The 14,691-nt window shown below is 69.6% G+C and carries 15 protein-coding genes (1 of these 15 cut by a window edge); 7 read left to right on the top strand and 8 right to left on the bottom strand.

Annotated features, from left to right (window positions below; translation table 11 throughout):
* Positions 1–452, top strand: the final stretch of a protein-coding gene (locus ACWV14_RS04395) for an ATP-binding cassette domain-containing protein (protein WP_454906447.1). 1,450 nt of this gene lie to the left of the window's left edge; only the last 452 of its 1,902 coding nucleotides appear in the window; its start codon lies beyond the left edge, outside the window; its stop codon occupies positions 450–452.
* Positions 453–567: 115 nt separating this feature from the next.
* The gene (locus ACWV14_RS04390) at positions 568–2,298 is read left to right on the top strand and encodes a phospholipase D family protein (RefSeq protein ID WP_454906448.1); all 1,731 of its coding nucleotides are present in this window, start codon (positions 568–570) and stop codon (positions 2,296–2,298) included.
* A 14-nt stretch (positions 2,299–2,312) separates the two neighbouring features.
* Here the strand turns inward: ACWV14_RS04390 and ACWV14_RS04385 are convergent, their stop codons facing one another.
* The 3 genes from ACWV14_RS04385 to ACWV14_RS04375 form a co-directional block, all read right to left on the bottom strand.
* Entirely contained in the window at positions 2,313–3,221 is a 909-nt protein-coding gene (locus ACWV14_RS04385; protein WP_454906449.1) for a copper chaperone PCu(A)C, read from the bottom strand.
* A gap of 204 nt (positions 3,222–3,425) precedes the next feature.
* Positions 3,426–3,797, bottom strand: a complete 372-nt coding sequence (locus ACWV14_RS04380) for a DUF2946 family protein (RefSeq protein WP_454906450.1) — start codon at positions 3,795–3,797, stop codon at positions 3,426–3,428.
* Between the two features lie 11 nt (positions 3,798–3,808).
* Positions 3,809–5,038, bottom strand: a complete 1,230-nt coding sequence (locus ACWV14_RS04375; RefSeq protein WP_454906451.1) for a TraB/GumN family protein — start codon at positions 5,036–5,038, stop codon at positions 3,809–3,811.
* A 121-nt stretch (positions 5,039–5,159) separates the two neighbouring features.
* Here ACWV14_RS04375 and ACWV14_RS04370 point away from each other — a divergent pair, with 121 nt between their 5' ends.
* The gene (locus ACWV14_RS04370) at positions 5,160–5,573 is read left to right on the top strand and encodes a VOC family protein (protein ID WP_454906452.1); all 414 of its coding nucleotides are present in this window, start codon (positions 5,160–5,162) and stop codon (positions 5,571–5,573) included.
* Positions 5,570–6,754: a toxin-antitoxin system YwqK family antitoxin gene (locus tag ACWV14_RS04365; protein WP_454906454.1), complete on the top strand. Its 1,185-nt coding sequence runs from the start codon at positions 5,570–5,572 to the stop codon at positions 6,752–6,754. The genes ACWV14_RS04370 and ACWV14_RS04365 overlap by 4 nt, the downstream gene beginning before the upstream one ends.
* A 117-nt stretch (positions 6,755–6,871) precedes the next feature.
* On the opposite strand, the gene ACWV14_RS04360 is transcribed toward ACWV14_RS04365, so the two are convergent.
* From ACWV14_RS04360 to ACWV14_RS04350, 3 genes are read right to left on the bottom strand one after another with little or no spacing between them, the layout of a single operon-like run.
* Positions 6,872–7,846, bottom strand: coding sequence for a Bug family tripartite tricarboxylate transporter substrate binding protein (locus ACWV14_RS04360; RefSeq protein ID WP_454906456.1), 975 nt, complete (start codon positions 7,844–7,846; stop codon positions 6,872–6,874).
* A 42-nt stretch (positions 7,847–7,888) separates the two neighbouring features.
* The gene (locus tag ACWV14_RS04355) at positions 7,889–8,101 is read right to left on the bottom strand and encodes a hypothetical protein (protein ID WP_454906458.1); all 213 of its coding nucleotides are present in this window, start codon (positions 8,099–8,101) and stop codon (positions 7,889–7,891) included.
* Entirely contained in the window at positions 8,098–9,852 is a 1,755-nt protein-coding gene (locus ACWV14_RS04350; protein ID WP_454906460.1) for an FAD-dependent monooxygenase, read from the bottom strand. The genes ACWV14_RS04355 and ACWV14_RS04350 overlap by 4 nt, the downstream gene beginning before the upstream one ends.
* Positions 9,853–9,952: 100 nt before the next feature.
* Here ACWV14_RS04350 and ACWV14_RS04345 point away from each other — a divergent pair, with 100 nt between their 5' ends.
* Positions 9,953–10,732: a response regulator transcription factor gene (locus tag ACWV14_RS04345; RefSeq protein ID WP_454906462.1), complete on the top strand. Its 780-nt coding sequence runs from the start codon at positions 9,953–9,955 to the stop codon at positions 10,730–10,732.
* Positions 10,733–10,747: 15 nt separating this feature from the next.
* Here ACWV14_RS04345 and ACWV14_RS04340 read toward each other — a convergent pair whose 3' ends face one another.
* Positions 10,748–11,848 carry a fumarylacetoacetate hydrolase family protein gene (locus ACWV14_RS04340; protein ID WP_454906464.1) on the bottom strand — a complete coding sequence of 367 codons (1,101 nt, stop codon included), beginning with the start codon at positions 11,846–11,848 and terminating at the stop codon, positions 10,748–10,750.
* 116 nt (positions 11,849–11,964) lie between these two features.
* Here ACWV14_RS04340 and ACWV14_RS04335 point away from each other — a divergent pair, with 116 nt between their 5' ends.
* A complete protein-coding gene (locus tag ACWV14_RS04335) occupies positions 11,965–13,134 on the top strand; it encodes a DUF3108 domain-containing protein (protein ID WP_454906465.1) in 1,170 nt (389 codons plus the stop codon).
* A 115-nt stretch (positions 13,135–13,249) separates the two neighbouring features.
* Positions 13,250–13,528: a BTH_I0359 family protein gene (locus ACWV14_RS04330; RefSeq protein WP_172839907.1), complete on the top strand. Its 279-nt coding sequence runs from the start codon at positions 13,250–13,252 to the stop codon at positions 13,526–13,528.
* Between the two features lie 63 nt (positions 13,529–13,591).
* Here the strand turns inward: ACWV14_RS04330 and ACWV14_RS04325 are convergent, their stop codons facing one another.
* Positions 13,592–14,689: an AbrB family transcriptional regulator gene (locus ACWV14_RS04325; protein ID WP_454906467.1), complete on the bottom strand. Its 1,098-nt coding sequence runs from the start codon at positions 14,687–14,689 to the stop codon at positions 13,592–13,594.
* Positions 14,690–14,691: the final 2 nt, after the last annotated feature.

Genomic DNA, 14,691 nt, shown 5'->3' with positions numbered 1-14,691 from the left:
GCCACGACCGGACCTTCCTCGACAACGTGGTGACCAGCACCATCGCCTACGAAGGCGACGGCCGCTGGCGCGAGTACGAAGGTAGCGTGCAGGATTGGCTGGTCCAGTCCAAGCGTGCGCGAGAGATCGCCGAGCAGCGCCAGGCTGCGGCCCCTGCTCCGGCACCGGCCTCCGCGCCAGCCGCGGCCGCGGAACCCGCCGCGCCCAAGGCGACCGCCCCGCGCAAGAAGCTCTCTTACAAGGAGCAGCGCGAACTGGAGGCGCTCCCCGCCCAGATCGAAACCCTGGAAGCCGAACAGAAGCGCATCACCGAGATGCTCGAACTCGACGGCGGCGCCATCTACGCCACCGACTCCTCGCGCGCCACAGAACTCGCCGAGCGCCACGCGAAGATCGACGACGAGCTGCTCGCCGCGCTCGAGCGCCAGGAAGAGCTGGGCGCCGGCCGCTGAGCGGCGCGAACCAAAGCGCTCCCCACCGCGCCGCTCCCGTCCCGCCGTCCGACGCCGGCGGGGCGCGGACTAAGCTATATATGCGGCTTCGCCCCCCAAGCCCCGGGAAAGCTGCATGCCTTCTTCATTCCAAGCCTTCTTTCGTCGGTCCACCGCGCTCCTGGCGCTGCTGATACTCGGCGCCTGCGCGCAACTGCCGCAGAACGTCGAGCGCCCTGTCTCGACCGCGATCGCCGCGCCGGCCACCGGCTCCGCGCTGGCCGACCTCGTGCAGCAGCGCCGGCAGGCCGCCAACGCCCGCTACGAATCCGGCTTCCTGCTGCTGGGCGGGCCGCAAGCCGCCTATGGCAGCCGGCTCGCGCTGATCGAAGGCGCCCAGAAGACGCTCGACCTCCAGTACTACGCCATCCACGCCGACGCCAGCACCGGCCGCCTCGTCAGGGGCCTGCGTGCGGCCGCCGAGCGCGGCGTGCGGGTGCGGGTGCTGCTCGATGACTTCCACACCACCGGCCGCGACGCGCTGGTGCTGGGCCTGGCCTTCATTCCCAACATCGAGATGCGGCTCTTCAACCCGCTGGCCGGCTCGCGCGACTCCACCTTCAGCCGCCTGGTCAACTCGATCGACGACGCCTCGCGAATCCAGCAGCGCATGCACAACAAGCTGTTCCTGGCCGACAACGTGATGGGGGTGGCCGGCGGCCGCAACCTGGGCGACGCCTATTTCGGCAACGCGACCACCGGCAACTTCGTCGATGTCGACGTGCTGGCAATCGGCCCGATCGTGCAAGACCTGTCGCACAGCTTCGACAGCTACTGGAACAACGAGCGCGCCTACCCCGTGCAATCGCTGGTCACGCGCGAGGAACTGCAGTCGATGCGCGAGCGCGCGAAGAAGGCCGACCAGGAACTGGTCGAACAGGCCACCCGCGACCACGACGACCCACCCACGGCCGATGCGCCCCCCACCGCCGAGCAACGCGCCCGCGCCTGGGACCAGAAGCCGCTAGACCTGCGCACCGCCGATTTCGTCTGGGCGCCGGCCGTGATGCTGGCCGACAAACCCGGCAAGATCCCCGCCGACTCCGGCCCCGACACTGCAAAGGCCCCCGGTCTCGTGGTCAGCCGGCCCGACGACAAACCCGCCACCTCGCGCGGCGCGGCGTCGCTCGAGACGACCTCCGATTTGGCCGCCAACGGCGACACGGTGGTCGAGGGCCTGCTGCAGATGATCGGCCAGGCGCGCTCCAGCCTGCTCGTCATCTCGCCCTACTTCGTCCCCGGGAAAGACATGCTGAAAGCCTTCGACGAGGCTCGCGCACGTGGAGTGCGCATCCGGGTGCTGACCAACTCCCTGGCCTCGAACGACGCCCCGGTGGCGCACGTGGGCTATGCGCGCCACCGCGAGGCGCTGCTCAAGATGGGCATCGAGCTTTATGAACTGCGCAGCGAGCAGTCGAACTTCGGCAATGTGTTCGGCTCCTCGGGCGGCACCGGCAGCGGCGGCGTCACCGGGCAGTCGCGGGCGATGCTGCACTCGAAGGTGCTGGTGATGGACGGCCGGCTGCTGGTGGTCGGCTCGATGAACCTCGACCTGCGTTCCCAATTGCAGAACACCGAAATCGCACTGCTGATCCGCAGCGACGAACTCTCGCGCGCCGCATCCGCCCAGATCGAGCGCGGCATGCGCGAGCGCTCATGGCACGTGGAGCTGACGGACGGCTCGCTGGTGTGGCGCGCACCTGAAGGCAGCGGCCTGAAGGACGCGACCAGCGAGCCCGACACCAGCGCCAGCCTGCGGCTGCTGCTCAAGCTGTTCGGCCCGCTCGCGCCCGACCAGCTGCTCTAGCCGGATCGCCGCGCTCAGTGCTTGTGCTGGTGCGCCGAACCGGCGGCATCGGCACCTTCTGGCGCACCTACGGGCAGCGTCACGTCCAGCGCGGTCTTCACGCCCTTGGCGTCCTCGAACTTCAGCGTCATCGGCACGGTCGCGCCCTTGGCCAGCGCACCCTTGAGGTCCATCATCATCACGTGATAGCCGCCGGGCTTGAGCTCGACGGTCTGGCCCGCGGGCAGGTCGAGGCCGCCGGGCAGCTCGCGCATCTTCATGACGTCGCCTTCCATCTTCATCTCGTGCACTTCGGCGGTGCCGGCCGCCGGCGTGGAGATGCTCACCAGCTTCGTGCCGGTGGGCGCGGTGAGCTTCATGAAGGCGCCGGTGCCGCTCTGGCCCGGCACCGACTGGCGCACCCAGCCGTCACGCACGTCGACGGTGGCCACGCCCTGCGCCACCACGACGAGCTTGGCGGCCGGGCTCTTCAGGCCAGCGGTCGAGTTGCCCGATGCCGGCACCTCGGCCCAGTCGGCCGCGCCGGTGTCGCAGGTCTGCAGCACCTTGAACCACAGCGTGCCCGGCGTGGCCGGCACCTTGCCGCGCAGCACGAATTCGGAGCGTTCGCTACCGAGCAACGCGTTGCCGGGGGTCTCGGCGGTCCAGCGCACTTCGCCGTCGCCGTTCTTCGACACGTCGAGCTTCCAGCCCTTGCGCGCCTGAGCGTCGCTCAGCACGAAGCCCTTGGGCAGGCGCACGGCCAGCCCGGTGGTGGCCTTGGCGCCTTCGCAGGCGTGGCCGACGCGGAAGGCGGCGTTGTAGTCGCTGCCGACAGTGGCGCCGCCGGGCGGCAGCGTCACGTGCGCCAGCGCGGCGGTGGTGCCGGCCAGCATGGCGCAGGCGGCAAGAGCTCGGAGGGTGTTGGCCATCGGTTTCGTCATGTCGCGGGTCCTTTGGGGTTGGAACGGGAAAGTCAAAGGTCGAACTCGGGTTCGGCCACGTAAGCGCGTTGCGGGGTTGCGCCGAGAGGAAACGGCAGGGCGCGGGAATGCTTTTTTCAAGGGGAGCCTTCTCCATCGAACTTCAAACCGGACAAGCCGCGTACGCACGCCGGGCGTGCGAATGCAGCTATCGTTTCGAGAGCGTCAGGAGAAAGCCGGGGGACCGCGCGCCGGCAGGGGCGCAGCGGTGGCCGCGGCCAGTCGCGCGGCGGGAATCGACTGGACCACGCGGCCCAGCGGCAGGGGGAGATCGAAAGCCGGCGCCACCATGGCCGGCGGCGGGGCGCCGGTCAGCACGCACAGCGGGCAGTCCATGTGCGAGGCGCCCACTTCACGCGCGCCGTCGTCGGTGTGGACCACCACCTTGACGGGGCCGGCACCGGAACACACCAATTCCATGGACTGCGGATGCACCAGCGGGGACGCCACCGCCACGCCCAGCGAGAGCACGAACCACAACAGCATCCAGCGACCGATGAGGCCGAGAGAGCGGGTGGGAAGGCGCAGCGCGTGCATGGCGGTCGCGATTATCGGCTCACTTTGCCCTTGGCGGCCGGTGCCTTGGCGGGCGCCTTGCCGGCGGCCTTGGCCGGGGCTTTCGCGCCCTTTGCGGCTGGCGCGGCCTTGGCCGCCGGCCTGCCGCCCTTGGCTGTGGCCGCCGGTGCGCCCTTCTGCCCCTTCTGCGCGCGCTGGCCCTTCACGGCCTTGCCACCGCGCGCCCTGGGCGACGGCGACGGGGCCGCGAGCGCGGGCATCGGCACCGCCGTCTGCTCCTGCGCGTTGGTCAGCACCGGCGTCACGGTGAAGCCGCGCGCCGCCATCAACGTGGGCAGCCCCTGCGGGCCGATCATGTGCAGCGCGCCGACCGCCGCGAACACGCCCTTGCCGCTGGCGTGCAGGCGCTCGATGCCGTCGGCCAGGCCGGGGTTGCGGTCGTCGAGCAGGCGCTTGAGCAGCCGCTGCTCGGCGGGCGTGTTGAGGCAATCGCACCAGTCGGCGTAGCGCGCGAGCCGGGCCGCGTCGCTGCGGGCCCAGACGTCGGCCAGTTCCTTGAGCTGGCCGCGCAGCTTGCCCGACTCCAGTTCGTCGAGCGCGGCGTCGATCTGCTGGCCTTCTTCGTCCTCCGACTCGCCGGTCAGAACCCTCAACTGGTCGGCCGCGTTCTCGAGGGCGACGATCGGCTTGCTGCTGTTGCGCGCGGACACGGCCAGCGTCTCGTCCACGCCGAATTCGGGGTACAGCCCGTCGGCACGGCCCGCCAGGCCGGCCAGCGCCGTGACCTGCAGGATGGGCTGCAGCTTCGACATGGTGCCGGGCGGCACGCAGGCTTCGGCGTTCTGGCGCTCGAGCCGGCGGGCGCGCTCGCCGCTAAGTACCCGGGCCACCAGCGCCGGGTCTGCCGGCTGGGCCATGGTGCGGGCGGTGGCCTCGTCGCGCGAGTCGAGCTCCAGCGCGAGCAGGTCGCTCTGCGTCAGCGCCTTCTGGATGGTCGGCCCGGGCCGCACCCAGTCGCCACGGCCCACGTGCAGGGTGCCGTAGAGCCAGGAAGTGCGGCCGTCGCGCTCGATGCGCCACAGCATGCCGCGGTCGACGCCATTGCGCAGGCCGATGCCCGGCTTCTCGAGGCTGGCGATGGCCGAGGGCGGGCAGGCCGCATGGGCGGCGCCGAATGTAAAGACGCAGCACACGCCCGCCAGGATCTGGCGCGGCGCCCGCTGCACGAGGCGCAAGGGCGCCGAGAAATCGACGGCGCGCATTCGAGCCGACATATATATGCCGCGCATCCGCGCGACGAGGATCCGGAGTATCCGCAAGGCTTGCTCCACGATGAAAGAAAGTCCGGCATTCTCACAGCACCGTTGCCCATAATCCGAAACCATGCAAAGCATCTTCCACCTTGCCTTCCACGTTCGCGACCTCGACGGCGCCCGCCGCTTCTATGGCGACGTCCTCGGTTGCGCCGAGGGCCGCAGCACCGACACGTGGGTCGACTTCGATTTCTTCGGCCACCAGATTTCCCTGCACCTCGGCGAGCCCTTCGCCACCACCCGCACCGGCCGCGTCGGCGACGTGATGGTACCGATGCCGCACTTCGGCCTCGCGCTCGCCCTGCCCGACTGGCAGGCACTGGCCGGCCGCCTCGAGGCCGCCGGCACCGACTTCGTGCTCAAGCCCCAGGTGCGCTTCGAAGGCCAGCCGGGCGAGCAATGGACGATGTTCTTCTGCGACCCGTTCGGCAATCCGATCGAGGTCAAGGGCTTCCGTTCACTAGACACTATTTACGACCAGTGACAACACCGCGCCTGCGCCTGAGGCAGCTCGGGTTCGGGCTCGCCGCCCTCGTGCCCCTGTTTGCGGGCACCGCAGCCCATGCCCAGCAGGACTGCGAGCTCAACGGGCGCAGCGTGAACCCGGACAACGGCGCCACCACCGCCGGCCAGACGGGCCTGGTGCGTTGCAAGAACCGCGCGACCGGCGAGCTGCAGCGCGAGGAGCAGCTGCAGAACGGCGTCTTCATGGGCCTGGTCCGCATCTACGAAAAAGGCAAGCTCGCCAAGGAGCACACCCTCAACGCCAAGGGCAACCTGCAGGGCCGCGCCCGCGAGTTCTCGCCCAATGGCCGGGTGCTGCGCGAGGCCACCTACGACGATGGCCAGGAGCGCGGCCTGGCGCGCAGCTACTACCCAGACGGCAAGCTGCGCCGCGTCATCTTCTACCCGGACACCGGCAGTGGCAGCGAACGCGGCTCGGTCGAGTTCACCGAGCGCGGACAGCTCTCGGCCCTGCGCTGTGCCGACGCGCCCACGCTGGCGCCGGTGGTCGACGACGCCAAGCTCTGCGGCTTCACCGGCGGCCCGTCGCAGGTCGACCTGTTCGATGCGCGCGGCAACCTGCGCTCGCGGCTGTCGTACCTGTCGGGCAAGCGGGTACGCTCGCAGAGCTTCTACGACAACGGCAAGACCGCGTCGCTCGACGAGACCATCGGCAACCAGCGCACCGAGCAGGCCTATTCGTCGGAAGGCGTCAAGCGCCGCGAGACGGTGTACCTGCTGGTCGAGCGCGCCTCGATCCGCCAGCGCGAGCAGGCCTTCTCCGAAAAGGGCACGCTGGTGCGCGACCAGCGCTGGAACAGCGCGGGCGAGCCCATAGGCGACGACAGCTACTACCTCAACGGCCAGCCACGCAGCAAGTCGGCCTACAGCGGCAACGGCGATGGCCGCGTGGTCGACATCACAGAGTTCTATGACAGCGGCCAGCGCGCCGCGCAGGGCCGCTACCAGCTCGCGGGGCGGGGCCGGCAGGTGCCGATCGGCACGCACCAGCGCTTCAGCGAAAAAGGCACGCTGATCGCCGAGTCGAGCTTCGACGCCAAGGGCCGCGTGACGCGCGAACGCGCCTGGGACGAAAACGGCGAGCTGCAGCGAGACGACGAAGTCTTCGAGGACGGCTCGCGCAAGGCATACACAAAGTAACGCCCCCAGGCTCCGCGCACTTCGTGTCGCTGCGCCACCCCCCTACCGGGGGCAACACCTGCGGCCCGGCGAAGCCGGTTCCGCGGTGTTCCGCGAGAAAAAATGCCCTTGGCGAGTTCAGTCGAGCTTGATTCCAGCCTGCTTGATGATCGGGCCCCAGCGCTTCGATTCCGCGCGCGACAGCGCCGCGAACTGCGCCGGCGTGCCGGGCATGGCTTCCATGCCGAAGTCCTCGAAGCGCTTCTGCACGGCCGGCGTGCCGAAGGCCTTGTTCAGGTCGCCGTTGAGCTTGTTCACCACCGCGGGCGGCAGGCCGGCCGGGCCGAGGATGCCCTGGAAGGCGAACACCTCGGTGTTGGGCACGCCCACTTCGGCCAGCGTCGGCACGTTGGGCAGCAGCTTGCTGCGCGCGCCCGAGCCGATGGCCAGCACGCGCACCTTGTTGCTCTGCATGATCGACAGGCCCGAGGCCAGGTCGAGGAACATGCAAGGCACCTGCCCGCCCATCACGTCGGCCATGGCCGGCGCGGCGCCGCGGTACGGAATGTGGGTGATGAAGGTGCCGGTGCGCACCTTGAACATTTCCATCGCCAGGTGGTGCGGCGAGCCGTTGCCCGGCGAGGCGTAGTTGACCTTGCCGGGGTTGGCCTTCACGTAGGCCAGGAACTCCTTGAAGTTCTTGGCCGGGAAGTCCGGGTGCACCACCAGCGCGAGCGGGAACTTGCCGATGGCGCCGATGTAGGTGAAGTCTTTTTCGGGGCTGAACGGCAGCTTGCTGAACAGGTGCTCGTTGAAGGCCAGCACGGCGTTGTCGGCCGACAGGATGGTGTAGCCATCGGGCTTGCTCTTGGCGACCAGGTCGGCGCCGATGTTGGTAGAGGCGCCGGGGCGGTTGTCGACCACGATCTGCTGGCCCAGCGTCTGGCGCATCGATTCGGCCAGCACGCGCGCGATCACGTCGGTGCCGCCGCCCGCCGGATAGGGCACGACCCACTTGATGAGCTGTGCGGGATATTCCTGTGCACGGGCGAAGGGCGATGCGGCCATTGCGGCGCCGGAGGCGAGCGTGGCGAGAAGGGTGCGGCGATCCATGGAAGCGGTCTCCAATCAGCTAGTTGTGTGTAATTCCGGAAATCAGGAAGCGGACAGCGATGGTACGGGCAGCGCGTGCAATGCATCCGACAGCGCGTTGCGGCAGCGAGCCTCGTCGCCGACCTGCTCGAACAGCAGCAGCGCGAGCCGCGCGAGGAACAGCGATTCGCGCTCGGCGCCCGCTTCGCTGATGGCGCGCGCGCACTCGGCGTAGAGGCGGTCGCGGGCGTCGGGGGGAAGAGCAGGGTTGGTCATGCGGAAAGAGGCTCCAGGGCTGCGGCACGTTCCAGTGCGGGTTGCAGGGCGCCGGGCGGCAGCCGCCGCCACCGCGCGGCCACATGGCCGTCGGGGCGCAGCAGGTAGACCGCGCCGTCTTGCGCGCCGAGCGCCTCGAACACGTCGGCCGAGGCATGCGCGTCGACACCGGCGATGCCCGGGCTGGCAATGGTGCGCACGGCGAAGGGCAGCGCCCCCTGCTGCGCGCGCACGATGTCGGCGGCCGGCAGCGCGACCGCATCGGGGCGCAGCACCAGCAAGGTGAAAGTGGGCCCGATCCAGTCGGTCAGGTGGCCGCGCTCGAGCTGCTGCTCCGGCATCGCCTCGCCCGGCAGCGGGCCCGCCGGCAGTTCGTCGCCCGGGCTCGACAGCGGTGAAGCGGCATAGCGCACGGCCTGCGTCTGGCGCGGGTTGATCAGCTGCGCGATGCCCCGGTGCGCCTCGGACAGCGACAACGCCGCCTCGCGCAGCAGGTCGAAGCCGCGCGACGGCGGAGACATGAACTCGGTGCTGCGCATCGCGTTCTCGGCGTTCACGTGGAAGGCCTCGATGCGCTCCTGCGAGTAACTGTCGAGCAGCGACGCGCCGGACAGTCCCTTGGACACGAACGCCAGCTTCCACGCGAGGTTGTCGGCGTCGTCGAAGCCCGAGTTGAGCCCGCGCACGCCGAAGATCGGCATCGCATGCGCCGCGTTGCCCGCGAAGACGACGCGGCCGTGGCGATAGCTGTCGAGCGTCATCGCGCCGGCGCGGTAGACCGAGGTCCACACCGTCTTCCACGGCAGGTGGCCTTCGCCGATGGCGTCGAGGTGGCGCTGCACGAACTCGGCCACCGCCGCCGGTTGCAGCGCTTCTTCGGTGCTCTGGCCGGGGCGCAGCTGGTAGTCGATGCGCCAGATGTCGTCGGGCTGGCGGTGCATCAGCACGGTCGAGCCGGGGTTCCACGGCGGGTCGAACCAGGCGCGGCGCTCGGTGGGATGGCCGCTGTGCAGCTCGATGTCGATGATGACGTAGCGGCCCTCGTAGCCCGTGCCCTCCAGCGCGAGCCCCATCGCCTTGCGCACGAAGCTCTGGCCGCCGTCGCAGGCCGCGAGCCACTGGCCGTGCAGCCGGTAGCTGCCCTCGGCATTTCGCACGTCGAGCGTCACGCCTTCGTTGTCCTGCGCGAGGCCGGTGAGCTCGGTGCCCCAGCGGATGTCGATGAGCCCAGGCGTCGCCTCGTTGCGGCGGAAGATTTCTTCCAGCAGGAAGTGCTCGGCGTAGTACTGCTCGAGGTTGATCATCGGCGGCAGCTTCTGCCGCGCGTCGTGCGGCATCTCGAAGCGGAACACCTCGGCCGTCTTGTAGAAGCTGCGCCCGCCGGTCCACGGCAGGCCCTTGGCCATGAAGTCGGGCAGCACGCCGAGCCGCTCCATGATTTCCAGGCTGCGGCGCGAGATGCAGGCCGCGCGGCTGCCGACGCACACGGTGTCGTCGGCTTCCAGGATCACGCAGCGCACGCCGTGGTTCGCGAGCCCCAGCGCCAGCGCCATGCCCACCGGCCCGCCACCTGCGATCACCACCGGGTGGCGGCCGGGCTCCACGCCGTCCTGCTCGAGTGGCGGCGTCCACGGCTTGTAGCGTGTGTAGTGGAAGGCGCCGACGGAGGGCGGGAGTTCGGTGGCGCTGGCCGGTGGCGGCACGGGGCCGCCGGCGGCATCGCCCGGAGCGGCTGCGGGAGAGTTCGTCATGCGACGGGATTGTCCCGATGCGCGGGCACTGCCAATGTCATAACTTCGTACGAGGTAGTTACCCCAATCCCCGAACATTCCCGACCTTTTTTCCTGACCCATGAGACGCTGGCGCATCCATCCCACCGACACCGCGCTGGCTGCCGCCGTGGTCAGCGACGTGCTCGGCGGCGTGGGTACGGCGCACCTCGCCACCAGCTACCTGACGGCGATGCAGCGCGTGATGCCCGTCACCTTCTGCACCGTGTTCGCGGTCAGCGCGGCGGGGCGCATCGAGGCGGTGTCGGCCGCGAGCAGCTACGGCAGCACGGCCGAGCGCACGTCGGAACGCTACGTGGCCCAGCGCTTCGACCTGCTCGATCCGAACATGGCATGGCTCGCGGCGCGCAAGCTGCCGCAGCGCGCGCAGCTCTGGCTGGGCCACCAGCGCGCCGACGAAGTAGCCGACCCGGCCTACCGCGCCGCCTGCTATGGCGACGTGGGCATCCGTGAGCGGGCATCGGTGCTGTTGCTGCTGCCCACCGGCCAGCGCGTGGCAGTGAGCTTCTACCGGAGCCTGGCGCAGCCCGAGTTCGATGCGGAAGCTTTCGGCCGCATCGAGGCGCACGCCACGCTGCTGGCCGATGCGACCGCAGCGCACGGACGCAGCGCAATGGCCGTGCGCGAAGCCGTGGAGCCCGCGCTGGCCTCGCGGCTGCTGACATTGAGCCTGCGCGAGCGCGAAGTCATCGGCCACCTGATGGCGGGCAAGACCGCGAAAGAGGCGGCGCGGGAAATCGGCGTGGAACTGACGACCGTGCGCACCCACCAGTACCGGGCGTTCCGGCGGCTGGGGATACGGTCGCAGAAGGAGCTGCTGCGCGGCGCGGGGCCGCACTGAGGCGGTGAGCTTGGGTCAGTCTTCGGAGGCCGCTTCTTCCGGCGCCTCGTCTTGCTGCGCGCCGGCGGCCGGCTTCACCAGCGACACCGGCGCCTCCTTTGGCCGACCGGCAGTCGACACGACCTCCTGGTCGATCGCGCCGAACAGCGAGCGGCCGTCCAGCCCCTTCATCTCGATGCGGATGGTGTCGCCGAACTTCATGAACTCGGTGACGGGCGCGCCGCCCTGGATGGTCTCGATGCAGCGCTTCTCGGCAATGCACGAGTAGCCCTTGGGCCAGTCCATCTGCCCATCTTTCTTCTCGACGCCCTTGTTGCTCACGGTGCCGCTGCCGACGATGCTGCCGGCGCGCACGTTGCGCGTCTTGGCGATGTGGGCGATGAGCTGGCCGAAGTGGAAGGTCATCTCCGGGCCGGCGTCGCAAATGCCGACCTTGCGGCCGTTCCAGCTGCTTTGCAGCGCCAGGTGCACGCGGCCGCCCTGCCAGGCTTCGCCGAGTTCGTCGAGCGTCACGGCCACGGGGCTGAAGGCGGTGGCGGGCTTGCTCTGGAAGAAGCCGAAGCCCTTGGCCAGTTCGGCCGGAATGAGGTTGCGCAGGCTCACGTCGTTGGCCAGCATCACGAGGCGGATGCCGTCCAGCGCCTGGTCGGGCGTGGTGCCCATCTTCACGTCGCCGGTGATGACGGCGATCTCCGCCTCGAAGTCGATGCCCATGGCCTCGCTGGGCACCACGATGTCGTCGACCGGGCCAAGGAAGTCGTCGCTGCCGCCCTGGTACATCAGCGGGTCGGCGTAGAAGCTCTCGGGCACTTCGGCGTTGCGCGCCTTGCGCACCAGCTCGACATGGTTCAGGTAGGCCGAGCCGTCGGCCCACTGGTAGGCGCGCGGCAGCGGAGCCATGCACATCGACGGATCGAAGGGAAAGGCATGGCGGGCGCGGCCGTGGTTGAGCGAGTCGTACAGGTCCTGCAGCTGCGGGCTCATGAAGCCCCAGTCGTCCAGCACCTGCTGCAGCCGGTTCGCGATGCCGGTGGCGTAGTGGGCGAGCGTGAGATCGCGGGAAACGACGACGAGCTGGCCGTCGCGCGAGCCGTCCTTCAGGGTGGCGAGTTTCATGATGCGGTAGGTGCGTGAGGGCGGCTGCCGCTCCCCACTTAAACTGGTTGGACGGGCGGCAGTGTACCGAGGTGGTCTCGGTGAACCTCCGCGCCGGCGCCCCACTCCACACACTGATGCCGACGCTCGTCGCCCCCCCTCCGCTGTCCGCCGGCCTGCCCGGCCGCCCGTCCTGGCGGGTGCTGGCGGCGCTGACGCTGCTGGTGGCGGTGATCCACCTGCTGGTGCTCGGGCTGGCGCCGACGGCCATCGGGCCGGAACCTTCGCCGCTGGCCAACAAGTTCATCACGCGCACGATCGTGATCGCGCCGCCCGCTTCCGAAAAGCCCGCCGCGCCGGCCGCCGTCGCGCCGCCGGAAGCCCGGCCGCCGGCCCCGGTGAAGCCGCGACGGCCGCGCGCGCCGTCGATACCGAAGCCCAAGCCGGCACCTTCGCCAGAGCCCCAGACCGACAACGCGACGCCCAAGGCCCCGGAAGCGCCCGACCTGACGACGCAGCCTGCTACGGATTCAGGAGCAACACCGGCGGAAACCCCGCCCACCGCCGCAGGAACCGGCACCGGCGACGGCACGGCGGGCGCATCCGCCGGCACCGCGAACCCCGCGTCCGGCAACATCGTCGGCACCCAGTCGCTGCGCATTCCGGGGTCGGTGACGCTCGATTTCACGGCCACCGGGCAGGACGGCTCGTCCCCCATGCAAGGCGTGTTCGGCGAGCTGACCTGGCTGCAGGACGGCAGCCGCTACGACGCCCGGCTGACGCTGAAGGTGCTGTTCAGCACCATCCGCAGCCAGCACAGCACCGGCCGCATCGGCCCGTCGGGCATCGAGCCCGACCGGTACTCGGAGAGCCGCAAGTCCGAAGTGGCTTCGCATTTCGTGCGCGACCAGGGACAGGTGGTGTTCAGCAACAACGCGCCCTCCGTGCCGCTGCTGGCCGGCGCGCAGGACCGGCTGAGCGTCATGATGCAGCTCGGCGGCCTGCTGGCGGGCGACCCGGGCCGCTACCCGGCGGGCAGCCAGATCTCGGTCCAGACCGTGGGTCCGCGCGATGCCGGCATCTGGGTCTTCGTGGTCGGCGGGGAGGAGCAGCTGAGCCTGCCGGCCGGCGAATACCGGGCGCGCAAGCTCACCCGCAGCCCGCGCCAGCAGTTCGACAGCAAGCTGGAGCTCTGGCTGGCGCCGGACTACGGTTATTTGCCCGTGCGGATCAAGCAAACCGAGCCCAACGGCAACTTCGCCGACGCTCAGTTGCGCAAATCCCTACCCACGAGCCCCACAAATTGAGGCAAAACGCACATATCGACGTTGAAAGTAAACAAAAGACAACGGGTCTTGAAACTGGCGCGTTGATTGCTAAGTAATCTCCATGAATGCCATCGACATCCTTACGGGGCCCGCCATGAACATGCTTTATGACTCGGAGTCTTTCGTCGTCGTCCACGTGCAACCCACCGAAGGCGACGAACCCGCGCAGCCGAACATGCCGGTCCTGGAGCGCCACGGCTTCGAAATCGTGGACAAGCGTTCGGGCAAGGAGGTGTATCTCGACGGCTCATGGGCCGAGCTGTTCCAGCAGCAGATCGCCGCCTGGCAGCTCAACACCCCCACCCAGGAAGAAGTCGAAGACACGCTGGAAGGCTATGCCGAGCTGGCGCACACGCCCGTCCTCGTGCACTGACACCCTCCCCGTTTGCCAGCAAAAAGCGCCCCTCAGGGCGCTTTTTTCATGGGCAGCCGCTCTTCAGCGGTAGATCCACCGGTACATCGGCCCCACCACCAGCAACACCGCCACCAGCCGGCACACCTGGAACGCCGTGACCACCGGCACGCCCAGCTGCAGCACCTTGGCCGTGATCGACATCTCGGCGATGCCGCCCGGCGAGGTGCCCAGGATCATGGTGGCCGGGTGCAGCCCGGTCGCCCAGGCCAGCAGCCAGGCCACCGCGCCGCACAGCGCCAGCATGCCGAAGGTGCCGAGCGTCACCGAGCCTAGCCAGCGCGGCGCCGTATGCAGGAACTCCCGGCTGAAGCGCACGCCCAGGCTCACCGCGATCACCAGCTGCGCCGTGTTCGACATCCACGCCGGCACCGCCGACAGCGAATGCCCGGCGACGGTGAAACCCATCGCCACCAGCAGCGGCCCCATGAACCACGGGTTGGTGCGCTTCAGCGCGCGCATCGCCAGGGCGCCGATGCCGGTCGCCACCGCAAGCAGCGCGAGCCCGCCGAGGTTCACCTCGCGCGCGCCGGGCGGGTTGATCTCCAGCCCGTGCAGCCCGCTCCACTGCATCGCGAACGGGATGGTGACCGTTACCACCACCAGCCGCAGGCTGTGCGCCGCCGCCACGAGATCGGTGCGCGCGCCGGCCGATTCGGCCATCAGCGTCATCTCGGAAGCGCCGCCGATGGCGCCCGCGAAGTAAGTCGTGGCTCTCATGGATTTCGCCGGCACATGCGGCATGCGCTCCGCATGCACCCCGTGCAGCCAACGCCCGAAGCCCCAGCCCAGCAGCAGCGCCCAGCCGATGGCCAGCGCAATCGCCCACCACACGCCGGCCACCAGCGACACCACGTGCGGCGTGAAGTACAGCCCCAGCGCGGTGCCGATGGTCCACTGGCCCGCGTTGCGCAGCGGTGTGTGGCTTGCGGTCGGCAGGCCGGCGATGGAAGCGAGCGACACCGCGATCAGCGGGCCGATCATCCAGGGCAGCGGCGTGTGCAGCGCCAGGCAGACACCTGCGGCGGCAAGCGCCAGCAGCAGCGTGGCGAGCACGCGGACGATGAATCGGAGAGGCACGGACGGACAGGAAGTAGCGGGATTGGATGGCAGGGCGCTCATGC

It is taken from the genome of Variovorax durovernensis, assembly GCF_977011995.1.
The sequence above is the reverse complement of the archived record's forward strand: the minus strand, read 5'-3'. Positions and strand labels throughout refer to the sequence as shown.

Bases quoted from the DNA above. Each gene is read 5' to 3' on its own strand.
- ACWV14_RS04375 (WP_454906451.1), bottom strand. From the start codon at position 5,038: ATGCGCGCCGTCGATTTCTCGGCGCCCTTGCGCCTCGTGCAGCGGGCG.
- ACWV14_RS04380 (WP_454906450.1), bottom strand. From the start codon at position 3,797: ATGCACGCGCTGCGCCTTCCCACCCGCTCTCTCGGCCTCATCGGTCGC.
- ACWV14_RS04360 (WP_454906456.1), bottom strand. From the start codon at position 7,846: ATGGATCGCCGCACCCTTCTCGCCACGCTCGCCTCCGGCGCCGCAATG.
- ACWV14_RS04370 (WP_454906452.1), top strand. From the start codon at position 5,160: ATGCAAAGCATCTTCCACCTTGCCTTCCACGTTCGCGACCTCGACGGC.
- ACWV14_RS04335 (WP_454906465.1), top strand. From the start codon at position 11,965: ATGCCGACGCTCGTCGCCCCCCCTCCGCTGTCCGCCGGCCTGCCCGGC.
- ACWV14_RS04340 (WP_454906464.1), bottom strand. From the start codon at position 11,848: ATGAAACTCGCCACCCTGAAGGACGGCTCGCGCGACGGCCAGCTCGTC.
- ACWV14_RS04355 (WP_454906458.1), bottom strand. From the start codon at position 8,101: ATGACCAACCCTGCTCTTCCCCCCGACGCCCGCGACCGCCTCTACGCC.
- ACWV14_RS04345 (WP_454906462.1), top strand. From the start codon at position 9,953: ATGAGACGCTGGCGCATCCATCCCACCGACACCGCGCTGGCTGCCGCC.
- ACWV14_RS04385 (WP_454906449.1), bottom strand. From the start codon at position 3,221: ATGACGAAACCGATGGCCAACACCCTCCGAGCTCTTGCCGCCTGCGCC.
- ACWV14_RS04325 (WP_454906467.1), bottom strand. From the start codon at position 14,689: ATGAGCGCCCTGCCATCCAATCCCGCTACTTCCTGTCCGTCCGTGCCT.
- ACWV14_RS04350 (WP_454906460.1), bottom strand. From the start codon at position 9,852: ATGACGAACTCTCCCGCAGCCGCTCCGGGCGATGCCGCCGGCGGCCCC.
- ACWV14_RS04330 (WP_172839907.1), top strand. From the start codon at position 13,250: ATGAACATGCTTTATGACTCGGAGTCTTTCGTCGTCGTCCACGTGCAA.
- ACWV14_RS04390 (WP_454906448.1), top strand. From the start codon at position 568: ATGCCTTCTTCATTCCAAGCCTTCTTTCGTCGGTCCACCGCGCTCCTG.